Origin of the sequence: Mycobacterium sp. 852002-53434_SCH5985345 (genome assembly GCF_001667155.1) — a bacterium.
GTDB lineage: Bacteria > Actinomycetota > Actinomycetes > Mycobacteriales > Mycobacteriaceae > Mycobacterium.
Genome location: NZ_LZIE01000052.1, coordinates 1 through 21,589, shown reverse-complemented (window position 1 = coordinate 21,589; position 21,589 = coordinate 1). Strand labels below are relative to the sequence as shown.

Sequence of the window (21,589 nt, the reverse complement as noted above, 5' to 3'; positions counted from 1 at the left end):
TGGTCTCACCGTCCCGACCTAGCACTCGCCAGTCGCGAGTGCCAACGTCATTCTTAGCACTCGCCTATGCCGAGTGCAAGGACAGTCCGCCCTTATCGCGGCGGGCGTAAACCGTCGATGACGACGTCGGTCGCCCGCCCGGCGAGCGCCGAGTCGTAGGCCTGCATCGCCTGGCACCCGACCAGGATCGCCTTGAGATCCCGCATATCGACGTCGCGGCGCGCGGTCCCCGCGTTCTGAGCGGCGAGCAGCAGCTCGCCGAGCATGGCCTTGAAGGCGTCTTCGGCCTCCGGCGCGGCGCAGGCGATGTCGATCCCGTAGCCGGCCAGGGCGTCGACCAGGCCCCGGTCCGCGGCGCCCCACTGCAGCACCATCGAGCGCAGAAACGCGAAGAGCGCCTCACCGGGCCCCTCGCTTTGCAGCAGGGCGTGCCCGTCGTCCACGAGGCCCCGCATGCGGTTCTCGATGACGGCCGTGAACAACGCCTCCTTGGTCGGGAAGTGCCGGTAGACCGTGCCCGCGCCGACACCGGCGCGGCGGGCGACCTCGTCGATCGGCACGGACAGGCCCTCGGCCGCAAAGGTGTCGTAGGCAACGTCCAGCACGCGCGCGCGATTGCGCGCCGCGTCGGCGCGCAACGGGCGTGCGGGCTGCGCCATCTATTCACCCCTTCCAGGTTGACAAACCGGGGCGCGCGTTCCGTATAGTTTTAATCAACCGGAGCGCTCGCCCCGTTTAGTCTATCCGTTCTAGGAGAAACCATGGCCAACTGGACCGCCGCCGACATTCCCGATCAGACCGGTCGCGTCGCCGTCATCACCGGGGCCAACACCGGCCTCGGCTACGAGACGGCCGCCGCGCTCGCCGACCACGGCGCGCGCGTCGTGCTGGCCGTGCGCAATCTGGACAAGGGCAAGGACGCCGCCGCCCGGATCACCGCCCGCAGTCCGCACACCGAGGTGGCGCTGCAAGAGCTCGACCTGACGTCGCTGGACTCCATCCGCGCCGCGGCCGAGCAACTCAAGGCCGATTACGACCGCATCGACCTGCTGATCAACAACGCGGGCGTCATGTACACGCCGAAGGAAACCACCAAGGACGGCTTCGAGCTGCAGTTCGGCACCAACCACCTCGGCCACTTCGCCCTCACCGGCCTGCTGCTGGACCGGCTGCTGGCGGTCCCCGGTTCGCGGGTCGTGACCGTGAGCAGCATGGGCCACCGCATCCTCGCCGACATCCACTTCGACGACCTGCAGTGGGAGCGCCGCTACAACCGGGTCGCGGCCTACGGGCAGGCCAAGCTGGCCAACCTGCTGTTCACCTACGAGCTGCAGCGCAGGCTCGCCCCGCACGGCACGACCATCGCCGCCGCCGCCCACCCCGGCGGGTCGAACACCGAGCTGGGCCGCTACACGCCCACGGCGTTCCGGCCGCTCGTCAACGTGTTCTTCAACCTGATCGCCCAGGACGCGGCCATGGGCGCGCTCCCCACGCTGCGCGCGGCCACCGACCCGGGGGTCCTCGGCGGCCAGTACTTCGGGCCGGACGGCTTCGCCGAGACGCGCGGCTACCCGAAGCTGGTGGCGTCCAGCGCGAAGTCCCACGACGTCGACGTGCAGCGCCGGCTGTGGGCGGTCTCGGAGGAGCTCACCGGCGTCACGTATCCCCTGGGCTGAGGTCGAGCAGCTGCTCGTAGAAGCCGCCGAAGCCGCGGGCCCGGTCGGCCAGATGGATCTCCAGGATCCAGTGGCAGGTTCGGCCCGCCGGGTCCGTGCGCCGCATCGGCTTGTTCGATCCGGGCATGATGTACCACTGGACGCCGGGGCCGGCGATCTTCTTGTGCGGGAACTCCCCCACCAGGTGGCCGGCAATAGCGCTGGCGAACTCGAAGCCCTCGGCGTGCGCCAGCCCCACGACGAAGTCGTACAGCTCGGCGCCGGTGATGTCCGGGCGCGCGTCGAAGTACTCGCGGCCGGCCTGCCACACCCGGGGCAGCGCGTCTCGGACGGCGGTCTTGTGCGGGTCGTCGCCGAGCACGAAGGTGCGGCCGAAGTCCGCCTCCCACTCCGCGAATATCGGTCCGAGGTCGAGGAAGACGATGTCGCCGTCAGCGACCACCCGGTCCGGCGGGCGCTCACTGAAGGGCCGCAGGGTGTTCTCACCGGCCCGCACGATCCGACGATGCCAGTGCCGGGTGACCCCGAGCAGTTCCGCGGCGAGCTGGTTGATTTCGTCGGACAACTGCTTTTCCGAGACGCCGGGGCGGATCATGGCGCGCCGCTCGATCTCGGCGAACAGTTGCGTCGCCTTCTCCTGGGCGTCGAGCAGCCGTTCCGCCCGAGCTTCTTCGTCCGCCACGCCCGCGATGTTATAGCCGCACACTGGAGGCATGTCCCTCGTCGTCCCGCCATATCCCCCGCCCCGATACACCAAGGACGAGCCGGAGGTCAGCGCCTGGCTCAAGCGGGCCGACTCGCCGCCCGATTACGAAACCGGTGGCGTCAGATACCACTACCTGGCCAACCAACAGGCCACCGGCGGCGACTACGGGCTGTACCGGGTCGACCTCCCCGCCGGTGGCGGTGGGCCCGGCCCACACTTTCACCGGGCGATGTCCGAGGCCTTCTTCGTGCTGTCCGGGACGATGAAGCTTTACGACGGCACCCAGTGGGTCGACGGCCGGCAGGGCGACTTCCTCTATGTCCCGCCCGGCGGCGTCCACGGCTTCCGCAACGGGGCCGACGAGCCGGCGTCGATCCTGATGCTCTTCGCACCGGGTGCGCCGCGGGAGGCCTACTTCGAGGGCTTCGGCGCACTCGCCGACATGACCGACGACGAGCGCAGGGAGTGGTTCGTCCGCCACGACAACTACTGGGTGCAGTAGCTCCGCCGGGTTAATGGTGAGCAAACATTCGGCGCTCGGCGGCGATGCGTGCCGTGCGCGCGACGTAGGGTTTGGCCGTGCAGGTGAGGTCGAAGCGGGCTGCGGCGTGGTTGCGGATGAAGGTCGAGACGGCGTTCAGCGCCCCGATCAGGACCGCGGAGCGGGTCAAACGACCGAGGCGCCCGGGCCTCAAACGCGTGCCGACCGCGTCCGCCAGGGTCCGCGGGCGGCGGCTCAGGCGGCCGACCGGTCACCGACCGAAGCGGTAGTCGGCGTCGACCAACTCGCGGGTGCGCTCGAAGAAAGTCCGCCCGCTGTAAGGCAATTGCGTGACCACCTTCCCGCTGGGATGGCGGAAGTAGTTGCTGCACGCCAGCCAGACCTTGCCCGCCATCGCGGCCTGGATCTCGTTGTTATAGCGGCGCTGCGCCTCGGGCGTCACCTCCACCGTGCGCGCGCCGCGGCCGCTCATCGCGTCGAGGATGTGGCGGACGAAGGTCGTCTGCGCCTCGTGGATGTAGATGATCGAGTTGACCCCGTTGGTGTTGGGGCCGTACAGCGTGAAGAAGTTGGGATACCCGGCCACCAGCGTGCCCAGGTACGCCTCGGCGCCGCCGCTCCAGTCATCGGCCAGGCGGCGACCGCCGGTGCCGTACACGTCGATGCTCGCCAGATAATCGGCGGCCTTGAACCCGGTGCCGTAGATGATGGTGTCCACGCGGTGCTCGACGCCGTCCGCGGTGCGTACCCCCCGCTCGGTCAGCTCGGCGATGGCGGTGGTCTCCAGGGAGACGTTGGGCAACGCGAACGTGGGGTACCACTCGCGTGACATCAGCGGCCGCTTGCAGCCCGCGGGATAGTCCGGCATCAGCTTGGCCCGCAGCTGGGGGTCGGCGACCTTGCGCATGAGGTAACTGCGGGCCAGCTCGGTCGCCTCTCGCGTCTGAGCATGTTCGACGTCGAAGCTGGCCGACTCGTAGGCGTCGAACGCCTCGTCCCTGAGCTTGCGCGCCGTCGCGGGGTCACGCTCGAACAGCTCGTGCTGCTCGGGGGTGAACGGGAAGTCAAATCGGGGTGCGATCCAGATCGGGGTCCGCTGAAACACGGTCAGGTGCGCGGTCTTTCGCGCTATCGCGGGGACATACTGGATCGCGCTGGCGCCCGTGCCGATGGACGCGACCCGCTCCCCGGCCGTCGACTTGCTGTGATCCCAGCGGGCCGAATGGAATTGGCGCCCCCGGAACCGCCGCGCGCCGGGAATCTCCGGGATGTGGGGCACGTCGAGCATCCCGACGGCGCTGACCACCATGTCGAATTCGTGCTCGTGCCCGTCGCCGTCGGTCAGCGTCCAGCGGCGGCGGGTGTCCGACCAGCGCACGGCGACGATCGCGGTGTTGGCCCGCAGGCGCGCGCCCAACCCGTGGTCGACGGCGACCTTTTCCAGGTACGCCAGGATCTCGGGCTGGTTGGCGTACGTCTTGCTCCACCGCGGGTTGGGCGCAAAGGAATACGAGTACAGGTGCGACGGGACGTCGCACGCCGCGCCCGGAAAGGTGTTGTGCCGCCAGGTCCCGCCGAATCCGTCGGCGCGGTCGAAGATGGTGAACTCGTAGCCGCCCTCGGCCAGCTGGATGCCCATGGCGATGCCGCCGGCGCCCGCGCCGATGATCGCGACGGTCGGCTTCAGTCCCATTGCGCGTAATACGGTCGCTGCGGGCGGCTCTTCTCCACCAGGATGAACACCACGCCCCAGGGGTCGACGAACCACGTGGTGCGAACCCGCGCCACCTCCGCGATTCCCTTGACCAGAAAGCGCACGCCCTTGCCCTCCAGCTCGGCCCGGGTGGCGTCGATGTCCTCACAGATGAGCCCGACGTGGGACAGTCCGTGGTCGGTGAGGGCCCGGCCGCCGGCGCGCCCGACCGGTTGCGCGCCGAGGTATTCGATCACCTCGAGCACGCGGTCGCCGTCGCCCGGCAACCCCACGATGGCCGCCTTCATGCTGGGGTCACCCACCAGCTCGCCCATGTCGTCGCGAATGGCGTTACCGGTCATCACATAGGGCGGCGAGAGCACACGCAGGCCCAATACGTCTCGGTAAAACGCCACGGCGGCCTCGCAATCCGGAACACACACCCCGGTGTGGGCCATACCGGTAATCACGTTCTCGACTGTACGTCGAAGCGCCGCCACCCCCAACGAGATGGCTGCTTTTGGCGGCCATGGCTCCCAGCGAGGAGCTGCAACGTCGGCTCTGGTCGGTGTCCGAACAGGTCACCGCGGTCGGCTTCGCAATCTGACTTCGCCGATAATGGCCGGGTGCGGTCGGTCGAAGAACATCAGCGCGTCGTAGCCGAATTGATCCGTCCCCGGCCGGCGGCCACCGCCGCGCTGGCCGGGGCGCAGGGCCTGGTCCTGGCCGACGACGTGGTCGCGCGGCTGGCGCTACCGGTCTTCGACAACTCCGCGATGGACGGATACGCGGTGCGCGCCGAGGACACCTCCGGCGCCACGCCCGAGAACCCGGTGGTGCTCGAGGTCGCCGAGGACATTCCCGCCGGGCGCACCGACGAGTTGACGCTGCAACCGAACACCGCGCACCGCATCATGACCGGCGCGCCGCTGCCCGCCGGGGCGACGGCCGTCGTGCCCGTCGAAGACACCGACGGCGGCGTGGATGTGGTGTCGATCCGCGCGCCGCGCGGGGCCGGCAAGCACATCCGGCGCGCGGGTGAGGACGTCGCCCCCGGCACCACCGTCCTGCGGCGCGGCCAGGTGGTGACGCCGGCCGTGCTCGGCCTGGCCGCGGCGCTGGGAATGGCCGAGCTGCCCGTGCTCCCGCGCCAACGCGTGCTGGTGATATCGACCGGGTCGGAGCTGGTGGCGCCGGGCAACCCGCTGCGGCCGGGACAGATCTACGAGTCCAACTCGATCATGCTGGCCGGCGCCGTTCGCGACGCGGGCGCCGACGTGATCGAGGTGGTCACCGCCGAAGACGATGTCGCACAGTTCAGTTCGCTCATCCAGAAGCATGCCGGCGAGGCGGACCTGATCATCACCAGCGGCGGAGTCAGCGCCGGCGCCTACGAGGTGGTCAAGGACGCGTTCGGCCGCGGGGGCGACCAGGGCGTGGAGTTCGTCAAGGTGGCGATGCAGCCCGGGATGCCGCAGGGCATCGGGCGGGTGGCCGGCGCGACGATCGTCACCCTGCCCGGCAACCCGGTCAGCGCCCTGGTGTCCTTCGAGGTGTTCATCCGGCCCGCGCTGCGCAGAGCCATGGGCCTGCCCGACCCGGAACGCCCGCACCGGGCCGCCGTGCTCACCGAGTCGCTGACCTCGCCGCGCGGCAAGCGGCAGTTCCGCCGCGCGGTGCTGGACCGCGACGCCGGCACCGTCACCAGTTACGGCCCGCCCGCCTCGCACCACCTGCGGTGGCTGGCGTCGGCGAACGCGCTGCTGGACATCCCCGAGGACGTCGTCGAGGTGGCCGAGGGGACCGAGCTGCAGGTGTGGGATCTGGCCTAGCGCTAAGCCGCTGGGGTCGCCACCTGTCGATGGAACTCGTCGGCCCGGTCAAAGGCGGTGGCGCAGCGAATGGCGACTGCGACAACGGTCATCAGCACCGGGATGGTCACCAGGGCCGCGGCCAGTCCGACCCGGTCGGCCAGGTGGCCGATCAGCGGCGGCCCCAGCAGGTAGCCCAGCCAGCCCGTCGCCGCGACGATGGCGATCGCCGAGCCCGCGCCGCCCGCGCCGTAAGCGGCGCTGAACGCGGTGGGCACCAGCAGCGCCACGCCGACCCCCAGACAGGCGAATCCGACAACGCTGACAACGGAATTGGCGGTCGCCAGCGTCACGCCCATGCCCGCCGCGGCGAACAGCGCGAGGGCCGGCAACAGCCGGCGGGCCGACACCCGCGCGTGCAGGCGTATCGCGCCCAGCCGGGTGACGACCATCGTCAGGGTGTACGCCGCGTAGCTCAACGCGGCGATCCCGGGACCGGCGCCGACGACGTTGCGCAGATAGTTGGCCGACCAGTCGGTGGCGGCGCCCTCGCACAGGAACGACACGAAGGCCACCGCCGCGAGGATCGCCACCGTCGGCGTCAGCCAGGCCCCCGCGGCGGGCGATTCCGCGGCGCCGCCCGCCCGGTCCGGAATCAGCCGCCGGGTCAGCGCCCCGACGACGACCAGGACCACGAGCCCGACCGCCGCCAGCTGGGGCGTCAGGCCGATGCCGGCACCGACGCACGCCGCGCCGATCAGGGCGCCCAGTAACGCGCCGAGGCTCCACATGCCGTGGAAGCGGGCCATGATCGGCGCCCGCGCCAGGCGCTCGACCGTGCCCGCTTGGGTGTTCATCGCGACGTCCAGCCCGCCCTGGAACGTCCCCCACAACGCCAGCGCCGCAAACAGCCAGGGCCCGGAGCGGGCCAGCCCCACCGTGGTGCCCGCGACGGCGTAGCCGGCGGCCGTCACGGGAATCAGCCGGTGGCTCCCCCAGCGCGGCAGCGCCCAGTGGCTGCCCAGCGTGGCCACGACCGACCCCAGCGGCGCACCGAACAGCGCCGTTCCCAGCGCCGCGTCGGACAGGCCGAGGTCGGCCTTGACGGCCGGGATGTGGGCCGCCCACGAGGAGAACCCCACGGCGTGGGCGATGAACGGCGGTGACGGCGATCTTCGCCGGGCGCAGCCGTGGCGCCCAATCGTCATTCGGATGCATATCGAAGGTGGGCGTTCCCCCTGCGGGCCCCAACCAACCGGCCGCGCCTTTCGTAAGATGGCCGCGTGGCACGACGCCCCCGCCCTATCGGCCCCACCGCCGAGGACCCAAGCTTCAGCCCGCAGCACGCGTTGGAGTTGGTGCGCTCGACCATTCCGCCGGTACACCCGGCCGGCCGCCCGTTCATCGCCGGCGGACTGGCGGTGGCGCTGGCCGGCCGCAGGCACCGATGGATCCGGCGGGCCGGCCTGCTGGCGGCCGGCGCCTGCGCGGGGTTCTTCCGCCATCCGCCGCGGGTGCCGCCGACCCGGCCGGGCGCGATCGTCGCGCCCGCCGACGGGGTGGTGTGCGTGATCGATTCCGCCGCCCCGCCCGCCGAACTCGGGATGGGTGACGCGCCGCTCCCGCGGGTCAGCATCTTCCTGTCGCTGCTGGACGCCCACGTGCAGCGCGCCCCGGTGAGCGGCGAGGTGATCGCCATGCAGCACCGGCCCGGCCGGTTCGGGTCGGCCGACCTGGCCGCGGCCAGCACCGAGAACGAGCGCACGAGTCTGCGGATCAGGACGGCCACCGGCGCGGAGGTAGTGGCGGTGCAGGTCGCCGGGCTGTTGGCGCGGCGCATCATCTGCGACGCGCGCGTCGGCGACAAGCTGGCTATCGGTGACACCTACGGGCTGATCCGGTTCGGCTCCCGGCTCGACACCTATCTGCCCCCGGGCGCCGAGCCGCTTGTCCTTGTGGGGCAGCGCGCCATCGCCGGCGAAACCGTGCTGGCCGAGCTGTGATGATCAGCAAGCCGCGCGGCAGGCCGTCGGTCAACCTGCAGATCCTGCCGAGCGCGATGACCGTGTTGTCCATCTGCGCGGGCCTGACCTCGATCCGGTTCGCCCTCGAGCACCAGCCGAAGGCCGCGATGGCGTTGATCGCCGCGGCGGCCATCCTGGACGGGCTGGACGGCCGGGTGGCCCGCATCCTGGATGCCCAGTCCCGCATGGGCGAGGAGATCGACTCGCTGGCCGACGCGGTGAACTTCGGTGTGACGCCGGCGATCGTGCTCTACGTGACGCTGCTGGGGAAGTCGCCGGCCGGTTGGGTGGTGATCCTGCTCTACGCGGTGTGCGTCGTGCTGCGGCTGGCCCGCTTCAACGCGCTGCAGGCGGACGGCAGCCAGCCCGCCTACACCCACGAGTTCTTCGTCGGCATGCCCGCGCCGGCGGGCGCGGTGTCGATGATCGGCCTGATCGGACTGAAATTGCAGTTCGGCGAGGGCTGGTGGACCTCGACGACGTTCCTGTGCATCTGGATCACCGGGACGTCGGTGCTGATGATCAGCAAGATCCCGATGCGCAAGATGCACGCCGCGGCGGTGCCGCCGAGCTGGGCCGCGCCGCTGCTGGCACTGCTGGCGATCTGCGCGGCCGCGGCGGTCTTGGCGCCCTACGTCCTGATCTGGGTCATCATCATCGCCTACCTGTGCCACGTGCCGTTCGCGGTCCGCAACCAGCGCTGGCTGGCCGCGCACCCCGAGGCGTGGGACGACAAGCCCAAGCAGCGCCGCGCCGCGCGGCGCGCGATCCGCCGGGCGCAACCGAACCGCCGCTCGATGGCGCGGCTGGGGCTGCGCAAACCGGGCGGGCGCCTGCCATGAGCCGACCGGGCGAGGATGCGGCCCGTCAGCTCACGCTCACCGCGCGGTTGAACACCTCCGCCGTGGACTCACGCCGCGGCGTCGTCCGATTGCATCCGAGCGCCGTTGCCGCGCTTGGCATTCGGGAGTGGGACGCGGTGGCGCTGACGGGCTCGCGGACCACGGCGGCGGTGGCGGCCCTCGCCGGGCCGGACACCCCGGTCGGCACGGTGCTGCTCGACGACGTGACGTTGTCCAACGCCGGGCTGCGCGAGGGTAACCCGGTGATCGTCGGCGTGGTCACCGTCTACGGCGCCCGGTCGGTGACGCTGTCCGGCTCGTCGCTGGCCCACCAGTCGATCTCGCCGGTCACGTTGCGGCAGGCCCTGCTCGGCAAGGTGCTGACCGTCGGCGACGCCGTCTCGCTGCTGCCCCGCGACCTGGGCCCGGGCACCTCAACGTCGGCCGCGACCCGCGCGCTGGCCGCCTCGGTCGGGATCAGCTGGACCTCGGAGCTGCTGACGGTCACCGGCGCCGACCCCGCGGGACCGGTCAGCGTGCAGCCCAACTCACTGGTCACCTGGGGTGTCGGCGTCCCGTCCGGGGCCGCGCTGTCGCAGGACTTCGTCGACGTCGCCAGCCCCGAGACCGTCGTCGAGGAGCTCAAGGGATCGCAGCCACAGGCCGCCAAGCTCGCCGAGTGGCTCAAGCTCGCACTCGACGAACCGCACCTGCTCAAGACCCTGGGCGCGGGCGCCAACCTGGGCGTGCTGGTGTCGGGTCCGGCCGGCGTCGGCAAGGTGACGCTGGTGCGCGCGGTGTGCGACGGCCGCAGGCTGGTGAAACTGGACGGCCCCGAGGTGGGCGCGCTGACGCCGGAAGACCGGCTCAAGACCGTGAGTTCGGCGGTGCGGGCCGTCCGCGACGGCGGTGGCGTCCTGCTTATCACCGACGTCGACGCCCTGCTGCCCGCCACCCCGGAGCCGGTGGCCGCCCTGATCCTGGGCGAGCTGCGAACCGCGGTGGCGACCGAGGGCGTCGCGTTGATCGCCACCTCCGCGCGGCCCGACCAGCTCGATGCCCGGCTGCGCGCGCCGGACCTGTGCGACCGGGAGCTGAACCTGCCGCTGCCCGACGCCGGCACCCGCAAGGCGCTGCTGGAGTCGCTGCTGAAATCGGTGCCGGCCGGCGCCCTGGATCTCCACGAGATCGCCTCGCGCACACCGGGTTTCGTGGTTGCCGACCTGGCGGCGCTGCTGCGGGAAGCGGCGCTGCGCGCGGCGTCGCGGGCCAGCATCGACGGCCGGCCACCCGAGCTGAACCAGGACGATCTGCTCGGCGCGCTGACGGTCATACGGCCGCTGTCCCGGTCGGCCAGCGAGGAAGTGACCGTCGGCAACGTCACGCTCAACGACGTCGGCGACATGGCCGAGGCTCGGCAGGCGCTGACCGAGGCCGTGTTGTGGCCGCTGCAGCATCCGGACACCTTCGCCCGGCTGGGTGTCGAACCGCCGCGCGGGGTGCTGCTGTACGGGCCGCCCGGCTGCGGCAAGACCTTCGTCGTGCGCGCGCTGGCCAGCACGGGGCAGCTGTCCGTGCACGCCGTCAAGGGGTCCGAGCTGATGGACAAGTGGGTGGGCAGCTCGGAAAAGGCCGTCCGCGAACTGTTTCGGCGCGCCCGCGACTCGGCTCCGTCCCTGGTGTTCCTCGACGAGATCGACGCGCTGGCTCCCCGGCGCGGGCAGAGCTTCGACTCGGGCGTGACCGATCGGGTGGTCGCCGCGCTGCTGACCGAGCTCGACGGCGTCAATCCCCTGCGAGACGTCGTCGTGCTGGGCGCCACCAACCGTCCCGACCTGATCGACCCGGCCTTGCTGCGACCGGGCCGCCTGGAGCGGCGGGTGTTCGTCGAACCTCCCGACGCCGCCGCCCGCCGCGAAATCCTGCACACCGCGGGCAAATCGGTCCCGCTGAGCGACGACGTCGACCTCGACGAGGTGGCCGCCGGGCTCGACGGCTACAGCGCCGCCGACTGCGTGGCGCTGCTGCGCGAGGCGGCACTGACCGCGATGCGGCGGTCCATCGACGCCACCGACGTGACGGCGGCCGATATCGCGGCGGCACGCCAAATCGTGCGCCCTTCACTGGATCCCACGCAGGTGGAGGCGCTACGGGCCTTCGCCAAAGGTCCGTAGCACGGCCAGCGCCGACGCCGCGACGTCGCCTTCCAGCCAGTCGGGCATCGGGTCGTCGTGGGCGTGGCGCCGGACCACCGCATAGGGCAGGTCCGCCACCGCACGCGCGACGGCGTCGACGGACTGGGGCGTGTCGTTCCCATAGAGCTGCCGGGCCAACACCGCGATCCGCTCGGTCAGCGGGGCGTTCATCGCCGCCAGCGTCCGCTGGAAGTCCGCGTCGGGCTCCTCGTCGAGCAGGTCGCCGGGCCGGATCGTCAACAACAGCCGGGCGTCGTCGGGCAGCTCGCGCGCGAAGCTGACGGCGGCCACGGCCATGGCGATCGCAGTGTCCGCCGGGGTTTCGCCGTCGGCGGCCAGCGCCCTCGCCTGGAAGCGTTCGAGCGCGCGCAGCCACGCCGCCGTGAGGATGCCGTCGCGGTTGCCGAACCGGTGATAGAGGGTGCCCGCGGGGGCGCCGCTGGTCTTGGCGATGGCCGCGACGCTCGCCGCGCGCGGTCCGCCGCCGAGCACCAGCGTCCGGGCGGCGTCGAGAATCACATCGGTTTCATGCTTCCGCGGAGGTGCCACGATCTAGTACATTCCTTCTATATGGAACGATTAACCTATATCGATGAGCATGCCATAACCATCGACGCGGAGCGCGCGGACACCTGGTCGGCGCTGTTGCGGGTGATGTGCCGGGACCCGGGTGACCCGTCGACCGTGCCGATCGGCTTCGCGCTGGACGAGGCGCGGCCGCCCGCGCGGTTCGCGCTGAAGGGCCGGCACCCCTTCGCGGTGTACCGATGGGTGTTCGAGTTGGACTCGCTGACCGGCAGCCGGACCCGTGTGCGCTCGGCGACTTGGGCCGCCTTCCCGGGCCTGCACGGCAAGGTCTACCGGGCGCTCGTCATCGGCACCGGCGGGCACCGCGTCGCCGTCCGGTGGACGCTCAAACGCATCGCGGCGGCCGCCGAGCGGGCCGACTACACGGACGTCTTCGAAGTCCCACTGCCGCAAGGCGACTCACGCACAGCCGAGCAGATGTTCCGAGACGCCGTGGGGCGGGGCGCGGGCGGTGGCGTTGTCCCGTGGATCCACCGCCACGTGCTGAGATTCCGCCTCGGGCCGTATTCGTCGCCCGAGCACATCATCGGCTGGACGATCGCGGGTTCGGATCGCGACGAACTGGTGCTGACCGCGCGGGGACCGCTCATGCGCGGCGAGCTGACGCTGCGACGCCAGGACGGCCGGGCCAGTCTCACCACTCGCGTGCGGTACTGCCGCAAAACCGCCGCCCGAACGGTCTGGGCTTTCGTCGGCCCGCTGCACCGGGCCGTGGCGCCGCGGCTCATGAAGCGCGCCGCGGTGTGGCAGCGTATACCGGCGTGACCGAGCCACCGACCGCGCTGGACGTCGTCGACGGAATCGACCTGTCCGGCAAGGTCTGTGTTATCACCGGCGCCTCGTCCGGGTTGGGGCGCGAGGCGGCCCGCGCGCTGGCCGCCGCGGGCGCGCACGTCGTCCTGGCCGCCCGCAATCCGGCGGCGCTGGCAGAGGCGGCGCGGTGGATCGGGGCCGAGGTGCCCGGCGCGCGGACCGCTGCCGTCGAGCTCGACCTCACCACGCTGGCGGGCGTCACGGCGGCGGCGGCCGCGATCGGCGACATCGCCCCGGCCATCGACGTTCTGATGAACAACGCCGGAGTGATGTTCACACCGTTCGGCAGGACGCGCGATGGATTCGAGATGCAGATCGGCACCAACCATTTCGGGCACTTCGAACTGACCCGGCGCCTCGTGCCGCAGCTCGCGGCCGCCGGCCGGGCTAATGGTGAGGCCCGGATCGTGAACCTGTCGTCTGCCGGCCACATCATGGGTGACGTCGACTTCGACGATCCCAACTGGGAGCGCCGCGAGTACGACAAGTTCGTCGCCTACGGCGCGTCGAAAACGGCGAACATCCTGCACGCCGTGGCAGCCGACCGCCGCCTGCGCGACGCGGGAATCCGCGCCTACGCCGTCCATCCCGGCACCGTGGCCACCTCGCTCGCGCGGCACATGTCCCGGGCGGACTTCTCGCGGCTGCGCAAACCGACGGGCGAGCGGCTCGACGTCACCACGCCCGATCGCGGCGCGGCTACCCAGGTATGGGCGGCCGTCAGCCCGGAGCTCGCCGGCCGCGGGGGGCTGTATCTCGAAGACTGCCGGGTCAGCGAGGCCGCGGCGCCCTACGCTCGCGACGAGCGGCGCGCGGACCAGTGGTGGGAGATTTCGGAGAAGCTCACGTCTCCGGGAGTGGGGTCCACTCGCGGGACAGCCGCGACGTGAACGACGGCGGCCGGCGCTCGAGGAAGGCGGCCACCCCTTCGCGCGCGTCGGCGCTGCCCATCACCCGTCGGTGCAGCTGGGTTTCCAGCGCGGCGACCTGTCCCGGGGTGTAGTTGTTGATCGCGGTGTCCCACAGCAGCCGCTTGCACAGCGCCGCCGACATCGGCGCCACGTTGACGGCGATGTCGCGCGCCAGCTTCACCGCGTGGTCGAGCACCTGCCTGGCCGGAAGCGCCCTGTTTGCGATGCCGAGCGCCACGGCCTCGGCCCCGCCGAAGGTTCGCCCCGTGAGCAGGATGTCCGCGGCCGCCCCCAGGGTGGTCAGCCGCGCCAGCGTCCAGTGCGACATGCAGTCGGGGATCACTCCCCGGCGGACCTGCACCACACCGTATTTGGCGTCCTCGGCGACGACGCGCAGGTCGGCCTGCAAGGCGATGGTCAGGCCGATGCCGATCGCATGGCCGTTGAGGGCGGCGATCACCGGCTTGCGCAACTCGAACGCGGCCGGGGTGATCGGTGACGCGGAGAACTCCGCGGCCGGCGCGTCGAACGGGCTTGTGTCGCCGGAGAAGTCGGCCCCGGCGCAGAACGCGCGGCCCGCCCCCGTCACGACGATGGCCCGGACGTCGTCGTCGCCGTCGCACTCGGCGTACGCGCTGCTTAGCAGCGCGCCCATCTCGGCGGTGTAGGCGTTGAGCTGCTCGGGCCGATTGAGCGTGAGCACCGCCACGCCGGCGTCGACGTCGACCGTCAGATCGGGGCTCATCGCAGGGCCGGGGCGCGGTGCAGGGCGCCGATCAGGTCGGCGATGTCCGCGGCGCGCGGCGTGTAGCCCGGGAAGTAGCAACACACCTCGGCGGCGTGCTCGGAGAACCGGGCGGCGATCTGCTCGGCGCATTGCTCGGGGGTGCCGACGACGCCGATCCGGGCCACCATCTCGTCGCCGACCAGCCGGCGCATGTCTGCGAAGCGGCCCTGCTTGGACAGCGCGTTGAGCTCGGGCTGGACGTCGGCCCACCCCTCGGCCTCGAGCACGGGCAGGTAGGCCGGGGTGGAGCCGTAGAACGAAATGAGCGCTGCCACACCGTCTACCGCGGCGGCCAGGTCGGCTTCGTCGCGGCCGACGGCGACCATGGCCTGGGCGATGATCTGGAATCCGTCGGAGGATCGGCCCGCGCGGCGCAGCCCGTCGGCGACCGCGGGGACGGTGCGTTCGGCAAAGTGGCGGGCGCTGTTGAACGGCATCACCAGCAGCCCGTCGGCCACCTCGGCGGCGGTGCGCGTCATCACCGGTCCCAGCGCGCCCAGCAGCACCGGCGGCGGTCCGAACGGGTTGGGCCCCGGGTTGAAGTTGGGCGCCATGATGGTGTGGGTGAAGAACTCGCCACGAAAGTCCAGGCGGCGCTGGCCTTCCCAGGCCGCGAAGATCGCCTTGATCGCCGAAATGGTTTCGGCCATCCGCGCCGCGGGGCGCTCCCACTTACTGCCGTAACGCTTTTCGATGTGGGCCTTCACCTGTGAGCCCAGGCCGAGCCGGAACCGGCCGCCGCTGTAGAGCTGCAGGTCGTAGGCCGCGTGCGCCAGGTGCAGCGGGCTGCGCGGCGGGGCGATCGCCACGTTCGTCATCAGGTCCAGGTCGGTCGCCCCGGCGGCGATGATCAGCGGGAAGAAGACGTCGTGCTGGCCCTCGAAGGTGAACAGCCCGTCGGCTCCCGTCGCGGCGATGTCGGCCGCGCTGGCCGCCGCATCCACCGGTGAGCCGTTGACCTGCAGCTGTACCTTCATGTATTCCTCTGTCGAACTATTCGGAGAGCTGAAACTCCACCACCTCGGCGACCGCGTCCACGGCCTCGCGGAGCGCGGTCAGGCGCTCAGCTGCCGACGGCGCCGACAGCACCGTGTACCGGTCGGCCGTGCCGATGGGGATGCGCGACGCCAACGCGTACAGGCGTTGTCCGGGATCGTCGGCCGTGTCGGGGCCCAACAGGTCCGCGCGGTCCGGGAGCGCCACGCCGCGCGCGTCGGCGATCCGCTCGAACAGCGCCATCGCCCGGTCCTCGACGTCGAGCAGCTGGGCCGGGGTGACCGGGTCCCCCGGCTCGTCCGGCCACAGCGTCACCGTCGCGCGCGGGTAGGGATCGTCGGGCAGCCATTCGCACACCCGGATCCGTTCACCGGTCCGGCAGTGCATCGAGTAACGGCCCGCGCCGCGTTCGGCGCATTCGGTGATCCGGGACAGCACGCCGACATCACAGCGCGCGTCACCGCCGCCGACCTCGCGGCCCCGGGAGATCAGCACCACGCCGAACGGGTCGCCGGTGTCGAGGCAGTGCCGGACCAGCGCGCCGTAGCGCGGCTCGAAGATCCGCAGCGGCAGATCCTGGTCGGGCAGCAGGGCCGACTCCAGCGGGAACATCGCCAGCTCCATCAGATCTCCAGCTCGCCCACCAGCGCGTCGACGACGGCCCGCAGGTCGCCGTCGTGTTCCTCGGCCACCCGGCGCTGCCGCTGGTACGAGGCGCCCAGCCTGGGGATCTCGGCCACCGCGGCCAGCTCATCGGCACAGTTCAACGATTTGGCCACGGGCTCAAGGCGATTCAGTACCTCGTCGAGATCCTCGGTGACCAGGCGCTCGTTGCTGTCGGCGTCCTGGATGATGATCGCGTCCAGCCCGTAGCGCGCGGCGCGCCACTTGTTCTCCTGGTTGTGCCACGGCGGCATGGTCGGCAGCGTCTCGTCGGCTTCCAACCGGCGGTCCAGGTCGACGACCAGGCAGTGCGTCAACGCCACCAGCGCGCTCAGCTCCCGCAGGTTGGACACGCCGTCACACACCCGCACCTCGATGGTGCCCAGGTGCGGCGAAGGCCTGATGTCCCAACGGACTTCGTCGACATGATCGATGATGCCGGTCTTCTTCTGGTCGTAGACGAAGCCTTCAAACTCCGCCCAGGTCTGGAATTGGAACGGCAGGCCGGCGGTCGGCAACTGCTGGAACATCATCGCGCGGTTGCTGGCGTACCCGGTGTCCACGCCGGTCCACCACGGCGAGGATGCCGAGAGCGCCAGCAGATGCGGGTAGTACTTCAGCAACGACGTCATGATCGGCATCACCTTGTGCGCCGAGGAAATTCCGACGTGCACGTGCACGCCCCAGATCAACATCTGGCGGCCCCACCACTGGGTGCGCTTGATCAGTTCGGCGTACCGGGGTGCGTCGGTCAGCTTCTGGGTCGACCACTGCGCGAACGGGTGTGCGCCGGCACAGAACAGCTCCATCCCCCGGTCGCGGACGATCCGGTGCGCGGGGCCCAGGGTCTCCCGCAGATCCTCCATCGCCTCCGACGTGGAACGGCAGACACCGCTGACGACTTCGACCGTGTTACGCAGCAACTCCTTGTGTACGCGCGGGTTTTCGCCGATCTCGGCGATGACCGCCGTGGCTTCGTTGCTCAGGTCACGGGTCTGCGCGTCGACGAGCGCGAACTCCCACTCCACGCCGAGGGTCGGCCTCGGTGAACGGGCGAAATCGATGCGCGCGTGGGCCCTGTTAGCCGGCACCGATTACACCGCACGCGACCCGCTTGCCGGCGTCACCGGTGGTCATCGTCATCTGGTCGGGCCCCGGTGTTCCGTTGGTCTGGCTGTAGCGCTCCGGCGGGATGTTGGCGAAGTTGTCGGCGCCCGCATGAATGATGATCGCGGTCTTCTCGCCGGTGACCAGGTCGTCCATGGCGAAGGCGTCCGTCGTGGTCATCATCATCGCGGACCCGTCCTTACGCACCTGGAGCGAGGTCAGGTCACCGCTGGCGGGCTCGGCGGCGTGCCCGGGCACTTGGAAGTGCCCGCCGGCGGACAGGAAATCACCCGGCGCGCCACCGGTCGGAGCGACGGAGTTGGGCTCGCACTTGCCGGCCTTGTGGATGTGCACCCCGTGGAAGCCGGGCGTCAGCACCCCGTTGGCCGTCGTCTCGATGGTGACCGTGGCGTAGCCGTTGTTGAACTGGAAGGTCGCGGTCGCGACCTGGGTGCCGTCGGGCGCCTTCAGGTGGGTGACGATGCTCGGCCCCGACGGCGCGGCGACGGGCCCGCCCTCAGGGGTCCCGGTTCCCGACGGCGCCGGCGATCCGGTCCAAACCGCCGGCGTGGTGCCCAGCGAGGACGAGGCGTGTTGGGGCGACGAACACGCCCCCAGCAGGGCGACGGAAGTGGCTGCGGAAAGCGCGGACATGGTGACGGCGGCAGTGCGGTGACCAGCGAGCTGAGGCATAGCGGAAGCCTAACCGCTTCGGCGGTCGTCAGCCCGCAACGAGCACGATGACCCCGGGTGGTTGGCCGGCCAGCGCGGGAATGCGGGGTTCGACCGGCGCGCCCAAGGCCTTGCCGACCGCGTCGGCGGTCGCGTGCTCGTCGTCGGCGTCGGTGAAATACACCGTGGTGGCCGACACCTCGGGCACGGTCAGGTTGTCGACCTTGGTGACGTTGAAGCCGGCGGTCGTGAGCTGATCCTTGGTGTGGGCGCCGACGCCCTCCTTGGCCGAGATGTTGTACACCTGCACGTCGGACCGGTTGCCCGCGGGCTTAGTGCTCGTCGGCGTGGCCGAGCTGGTGGTGGTCGACGTGGAGACGGCGGCCGACGAGTCCTCGTCGGAGCTGCCGGACGACCCCAGCGCCTGCCAGCCGAGCAGCAGGAAAATGACCCCCAGGAACAACAGCACCATCACCATGGCGCGTAGGGGAAGCCCCGTGGAGTCGGGGACTCGCTCTTTCATCGAGCCCACTGTAGCGAGTCAGGTCACCTCGAAGCCGAGGCGCCGCGCAGCTCGCGCCTTCTGGCGGCTGGCACGCAGCCGCCGCAACCGCTTCACCAGCATCGGGTCGGCGGCCAGCGCCTCCGGCCGGTCCACGAGCGCGTTGAGCACCTGGTAGTAGCGCGTCGCCGACATCGAGAACAGCTCTTTGATTGCTTCTTCTTTTACGCCCGCGAATTTCCACCACTGACGTTCGAAGGCGAGGATGTCGTGCTCGCGGCGGGTGAGGCCATCTGCGATCTCGGCATCGTCCCCCGATCGATTTGCCCGCGCCATGGCGCTGTCCATATAGCTTCCCCTGGACCCTTCCGGCGATTCTCGGCTGCTGTAGATGACTTGACTTACCTGAGGGCGTGTTTCGGCGAATATTGAACCACGGCGCAAACCCTCAAGCCGTCATCCAGACCCGCGAGTCGGCCGATTGCCTCAGATTGCCCGGGCGAACATGGCCGGCTTCGGCGTGCACGGGCGTGCGGTAGCTTAGCCGACCATGGCAGTAGTACCGATCCGGATCGTCGGGGATCCGGTCTTGCACACCCCGACGCAGCCGGTGCCCGTCGGCGCCGACGGGTCGCTGCCGGCGGACCTGCCGAAGCTGATCGCCGATATGTACGAAACCATGGACGCCGCGCACGGAGTCGGCCTGGCGGCCAACCAGATCGGCGTCGCGTTGCGGATCTTCGTCTACGACTGCGCCGACGACCGCGGCCGGACCGACCGCCGCCGCGGCGTGGTCGTCAACCCGGTGCTGGAAACCTCCGAGGTACCGGAGACCATGCCGGATCCGGACACCGATGACGAGGGCTGCCTGTCGGTCCCTGGCGAGTCGTTCCCCACCGGCCGGGCCACCTGGGCCCGGGTCACCGGCCTCGATGCCGACGGCAAGCCCGTCGAAATCGAGGGCACCGGTCTGTTCGCACGGATGCTGCAGCACGAGACCGGCCACCTGGACGGCTTTCTGTACCTCGACCGCCTGATCGGTCGCCACGCCCGCAGCGCCAAGCGCGCCGTCAAGTCCCACGGCTGGGGCGTGCCGGGCCTCTCATGGCTGCCCGGCGAAGGGCCGGACCCCTTCGGCCACTGATGTTCTCGTGGCCGGAGCTGGGCACGCGGGTGACGCTTCGCTACCGGCGCGCGAAAGGCTCGGTCCCGCCGCTGACCGATGCGGTGGGACACCTGCTGGCGGTCGAACCGTCGGTGCGGGTTCGGACCAAGACGGGCGCGGTGGTCGAGGTGGCCGCCGACGACGTGGTCGCGCTGCGGGTGCTCACCGACGCGCCGGTACGCACCTCGCAGATCCGGGCGCTCGAGCACGCGGCCGCCGCGGCGACGCCGGGCAGAGAACGGGCCTGGCTCGAGGGCTGGCTGCTGCGCGCCGGTGAGGGCGTCAATTACGCTGTCCCACTTGATGTTTCGGCTACGGCGGGCGCGATCCCGGCGATCGAGGCCTGGTATGAGCGCCGCGGTCTGACGGCGCGACTGGCGATCCCGGATCGCTTGCTGCCGCTGCCGCCGGGGGTGAGCGCCCAACACACCGAACGCGTTCTGGTCCGCGACGTCTCCGCTTCGACGCCGGTGGAACCCGCCACCGGCGGCGAGCTGGCGCTCGCGCGGGCGACCGTGACCGACGCACCGGACGGCACCCGGTGGGTGGGGCTGTCGCGCACGGGGACCGCCGATGACCCGGCGACCGCGGCCGCCTGCGAGGCCCTGTTGGCCTGGGCCGCGGCCCGCGGCGCCACTCGCGGCTACCTCGTGGTTCCCGGCACGGCTTCCATGGCGCTCGCCGACGCGCTCGGCTTCCGGGCGCACCATCGCCGCCGCTACTTTCCGGCCCGCTCACTCGGCTGGGATACGGTCTAGCCATGCCCGACGGTGTCCTACGGCTGGCCACCTGGAACGTGAATTCGATTCGCAGCCGCCTGCCCCGCGTCGTCGACTGGCTGGCCCGCGCCGAGGTCGACGTGCTGGCCATGCAGGAGACCAAATGTTCCGACGGCCAATTTCCCACCCTGCCGTTTTTCGAACTCGGCTACGAGGTGGCCCATGTCGGCTTCAATCAGTGGAACGGCGTGGCGATCGCCTCCCGGGTCGGCCTCGACGACGTGCAGATCGGCTTCGACGGCCAGCCCACCTGGAGCAGCAAGCCGGAGGTCGCCGCGACGGCCGAGGCGCGCGCGCTGGCGGCCACCTGCGGCGGCATCCGGGTCTGGAGCCTGTACGTGCCGAACGGGCGCGCGCTGGGTGATCCGCACTACACCTACAAGCTGGAATGGCTTGCCGCGCTGCGTGATACGGCGGCCGGCTGGTTGCGCGACGACCCCACCGCGCAGATCGCGCTGGCCGGCGACTGGAACATCGCCCCGACCGACGACGACGTCTGGAGCACCGAGTTCTACGCCGGCGCCACCCACGTCTCCGAGCCGGAGCGCCGGGCGTTCGGCGCCATCGTCGACGCGCAATTCGCCGACGTGGTAAGGCCTTTCGCGCCCGGCCCGGGCGTATACACCTACTGGGACTACACGCAGCTGCGGTTTCCGAAACGGCAGGGCATGCGTATCGATTTCATCCTCGCCTCCCCCGAATTGGCCGGACGTGTGACGGACGCCCAGATCGTCCGCGAGGAGCGCAAGGGGAAGGCCGCCAGCGATCACGCGCCCGTGCAGATTGACATTAGCCATGCCTAAATGGCGTTTTGGCGCATTCTCGCCCCGACCACACCCAGGTTAAGGTCAGGCAAATTAAATGCGGCTGCTCGTTGTCTGCGGGTTTGCAAGGTGGCAGGCTTTGCTTTTGTTAGAAGCGGATACAATGTTTTTTTGCCGTTAACGAACCGTTCAGCGGGTATACCTCGCTATGGCGCAGGTTTAGCGGCACAGGCAGAAAGCCAGGGAGTCAGCATGAGTGTCATCGGCGGAGCGGTACGAGGCGTGAGCCAGGCGGTGAGTCGCGCGGCGACCACGACCACCGCGGCCGCCGGCGCCGAGTGGGTGGCGCGGCTCATTCCCTTCTTGACGCCCTCGGCGGCTCCGGTGACACCG

Annotated in this window: 24 protein-coding genes and 1 pseudogene; 11 read left to right on the top strand and 14 right to left on the bottom strand. The window is 70.6% G+C overall.

The window, feature by feature from the left end; genetic code table 11:
• Window positions 1–92 precede the first annotated feature (92 nt).
• Window positions 93–659, bottom strand: coding sequence for a TetR/AcrR family transcriptional regulator (locus A5756_RS11205; RefSeq protein WP_066952116.1), 567 nt, complete (start codon window positions 657–659; stop codon window positions 93–95).
• A 102-nt stretch (window positions 660–761) separates the two neighbouring features.
• Here A5756_RS11205 and A5756_RS11200 point away from each other — a divergent pair, with 102 nt between their 5' ends.
• Window positions 762–1,676, top strand: coding sequence for an SDR family NAD(P)-dependent oxidoreductase (locus A5756_RS11200; protein WP_066952114.1), 915 nt, complete (start codon window positions 762–764; stop codon window positions 1,674–1,676).
• On the opposite strand, the gene A5756_RS11195 is transcribed toward A5756_RS11200, so the two are convergent.
• On the bottom strand, window positions 1,657–2,391 hold the full coding sequence (locus tag A5756_RS11195; RefSeq protein WP_066952112.1) for a M24 family metallopeptidase: 735 nt from the start codon (window positions 2,389–2,391) through the stop codon (window positions 1,657–1,659). The genes A5756_RS11200 and A5756_RS11195 overlap by 20 nt on opposite strands.
• On the opposite strand from A5756_RS11195, the gene A5756_RS11190 reads away from it, so the two are divergent.
• A complete protein-coding gene (locus A5756_RS11190) occupies window positions 2,390–2,884 on the top strand; it encodes a cupin domain-containing protein (protein ID WP_066952110.1) in 495 nt (164 codons plus the stop codon). The genes A5756_RS11195 and A5756_RS11190 overlap by 2 nt on opposite strands.
• 10 nt (window positions 2,885–2,894) lie before the next feature.
• Here A5756_RS11190 and A5756_RS25885 read toward each other — a convergent pair whose 3' ends face one another.
• The 3 genes from A5756_RS25885 to A5756_RS11180 form a co-directional block, all read right to left on the bottom strand.
• Window positions 2,895–3,053: a hypothetical protein gene (locus A5756_RS25885; RefSeq protein ID WP_156659437.1), complete on the bottom strand. Its 159-nt coding sequence runs from the start codon at window positions 3,051–3,053 to the stop codon at window positions 2,895–2,897.
• 81 nt (window positions 3,054–3,134) lie between these two features.
• Window positions 3,135–4,577, bottom strand: coding sequence for an NAD(P)/FAD-dependent oxidoreductase (locus A5756_RS11185; RefSeq protein WP_066952108.1), 1,443 nt, complete (start codon window positions 4,575–4,577; stop codon window positions 3,135–3,137).
• On the bottom strand, window positions 4,568–5,047 hold the full coding sequence (locus tag A5756_RS11180) for a VOC family protein (protein ID WP_066952106.1): 480 nt from the start codon (window positions 5,045–5,047) through the stop codon (window positions 4,568–4,570). Before A5756_RS11180 ends, A5756_RS11185 begins: the two co-directional genes overlap by 10 nt.
• Window positions 5,048–5,203: 156 nt before the next feature.
• Here A5756_RS11180 and glp point away from each other — a divergent pair, with 156 nt between their 5' ends.
• The gene (glp, locus tag A5756_RS11175; RefSeq protein ID WP_066952105.1) at window positions 5,204–6,409 is read left to right on the top strand and encodes a gephyrin-like molybdotransferase Glp; all 1,206 of its coding nucleotides are present in this window, start codon (window positions 5,204–5,206) and stop codon (window positions 6,407–6,409) included.
• A 2-nt stretch (window positions 6,410–6,411) separates the two neighbouring features.
• Here the strand turns inward: glp and A5756_RS11170 are convergent.
• A pseudogene (locus A5756_RS11170) lies at window positions 6,412–7,606 on the bottom strand (MFS transporter).
• 65 nt (window positions 7,607–7,671) lie between these two features.
• Here A5756_RS11170 and A5756_RS11165 point away from each other — a divergent pair.
• The 3 genes from A5756_RS11165 to A5756_RS11155 are packed head-to-tail and all read left to right on the top strand — an operon-like array spanning window position 7,672 to window position 11,428.
• The gene (locus tag A5756_RS11165) at window positions 7,672–8,391 is read left to right on the top strand and encodes a phosphatidylserine decarboxylase (protein WP_066952101.1); all 720 of its coding nucleotides are present in this window, start codon (window positions 7,672–7,674) and stop codon (window positions 8,389–8,391) included.
• Window positions 8,391–9,254, top strand: a complete 864-nt coding sequence (pssA, locus tag A5756_RS11160; RefSeq protein ID WP_066952099.1) for a CDP-diacylglycerol--serine O-phosphatidyltransferase — start codon at window positions 8,391–8,393, stop codon at window positions 9,252–9,254. Before A5756_RS11165 ends, pssA begins: the two co-directional genes overlap by 1 nt.
• Window positions 9,251–11,428, top strand: coding sequence for an AAA family ATPase (locus A5756_RS11155; RefSeq protein ID WP_066952097.1), 2,178 nt, complete (start codon window positions 9,251–9,253; stop codon window positions 11,426–11,428). The genes pssA and A5756_RS11155 overlap by 4 nt, the downstream gene beginning before the upstream one ends.
• Here A5756_RS11155 and A5756_RS11150 read toward each other — a convergent pair.
• The gene (locus tag A5756_RS11150; RefSeq protein ID WP_066952095.1) at window positions 11,402–11,998 is read right to left on the bottom strand and encodes a TetR/AcrR family transcriptional regulator; all 597 of its coding nucleotides are present in this window, start codon (window positions 11,996–11,998) and stop codon (window positions 11,402–11,404) included. The genes A5756_RS11155 and A5756_RS11150 overlap by 27 nt on opposite strands.
• 21 nt (window positions 11,999–12,019) lie before the next feature.
• Here A5756_RS11150 and A5756_RS11145 point away from each other — a divergent pair, with 21 nt between their 5' ends.
• Together A5756_RS11145 and A5756_RS11140 are read left to right on the top strand one after the other, a co-directional pair.
• The gene (locus A5756_RS11145) at window positions 12,020–12,802 is read left to right on the top strand and encodes a hypothetical protein (protein WP_066952093.1); all 783 of its coding nucleotides are present in this window, start codon (window positions 12,020–12,022) and stop codon (window positions 12,800–12,802) included.
• On the top strand, window positions 12,799–13,740 hold the full coding sequence (locus A5756_RS11140) for an SDR family NAD(P)-dependent oxidoreductase (RefSeq protein ID WP_066952091.1): 942 nt from the start codon (window positions 12,799–12,801) through the stop codon (window positions 13,738–13,740). Before A5756_RS11145 ends, A5756_RS11140 begins: the two co-directional genes overlap by 4 nt.
• Here the strand turns inward: A5756_RS11140 and A5756_RS11135 are convergent.
• From A5756_RS11135 to A5756_RS11105, 7 genes are read right to left on the bottom strand one after another with little or no spacing between them, the layout of a single operon-like run.
• Window positions 13,694–14,506 (bottom strand): enoyl-CoA hydratase/isomerase family protein, encoded by an 813-nt coding sequence (locus tag A5756_RS11135; RefSeq protein WP_066952089.1) that lies wholly within the window; start codon window positions 14,504–14,506, stop codon window positions 13,694–13,696. The two genes, A5756_RS11140 and A5756_RS11135, sit on opposite strands and share 47 nt — an antisense overlap.
• Complete coding sequence (locus A5756_RS11130) at window positions 14,503–15,525, bottom strand: TIGR03617 family F420-dependent LLM class oxidoreductase (protein ID WP_066952087.1); 1,023 nt, start codon at window positions 15,523–15,525, stop codon at window positions 14,503–14,505. Before A5756_RS11130 ends, A5756_RS11135 begins: the two co-directional genes overlap by 4 nt.
• Window positions 15,526–15,541: 16 nt before the next feature.
• Complete coding sequence (locus A5756_RS11125; protein ID WP_066952085.1) at window positions 15,542–16,168, bottom strand: LON peptidase substrate-binding domain-containing protein; 627 nt, start codon at window positions 16,166–16,168, stop codon at window positions 15,542–15,544.
• The gene (locus tag A5756_RS11120; protein ID WP_066952083.1) at window positions 16,168–17,298 is read right to left on the bottom strand and encodes a glutamate--cysteine ligase; all 1,131 of its coding nucleotides are present in this window, start codon (window positions 17,296–17,298) and stop codon (window positions 16,168–16,170) included. Before A5756_RS11120 ends, A5756_RS11125 begins: the two co-directional genes overlap by 1 nt.
• Entirely contained in the window at window positions 17,288–18,007 is a 720-nt protein-coding gene (locus tag A5756_RS11115) for a superoxide dismutase family protein (RefSeq protein ID WP_066952081.1), read from the bottom strand. The genes A5756_RS11120 and A5756_RS11115 overlap by 11 nt, the downstream gene beginning before the upstream one ends.
• Window positions 18,008–18,035: 28 nt before the next feature.
• A complete protein-coding gene (locus A5756_RS11110; RefSeq protein ID WP_066952079.1) occupies window positions 18,036–18,509 on the bottom strand; it encodes a LytR C-terminal domain-containing protein in 474 nt (157 codons plus the stop codon).
• A gap of 18 nt (window positions 18,510–18,527) precedes the next feature.
• Window positions 18,528–18,836 carry a DUF3263 domain-containing protein gene (locus A5756_RS11105; protein WP_007167558.1) on the bottom strand — a complete coding sequence of 103 codons (309 nt, stop codon included), beginning with the start codon at window positions 18,834–18,836 and terminating at the stop codon, window positions 18,528–18,530.
• A gap of 202 nt (window positions 18,837–19,038) precedes the next feature.
• Between A5756_RS11105 and A5756_RS11100 the strand changes: the two genes are divergently transcribed.
• Genes A5756_RS11100 through A5756_RS11090 form a run of 3 tightly spaced genes read left to right on the top strand, consistent with a single transcriptional unit; the run spans window position 19,039 to window position 21,235 of the window.
• The gene (locus tag A5756_RS11100; RefSeq protein WP_066952078.1) at window positions 19,039–19,632 is read left to right on the top strand and encodes a peptide deformylase; all 594 of its coding nucleotides are present in this window, start codon (window positions 19,039–19,041) and stop codon (window positions 19,630–19,632) included.
• On the top strand, window positions 19,632–20,411 hold the full coding sequence (locus tag A5756_RS11095; RefSeq protein WP_066952075.1) for a GCN5 family acetyltransferase: 780 nt from the start codon (window positions 19,632–19,634) through the stop codon (window positions 20,409–20,411). Before A5756_RS11100 ends, A5756_RS11095 begins: the two co-directional genes overlap by 1 nt.
• Before the next feature lie 2 nt (window positions 20,412–20,413).
• On the top strand, window positions 20,414–21,235 hold the full coding sequence (locus tag A5756_RS11090; protein WP_066952074.1) for an exodeoxyribonuclease III: 822 nt from the start codon (window positions 20,414–20,416) through the stop codon (window positions 21,233–21,235).
• The last annotated feature ends 354 nt before the right edge of the window (window positions 21,236–21,589 follow it).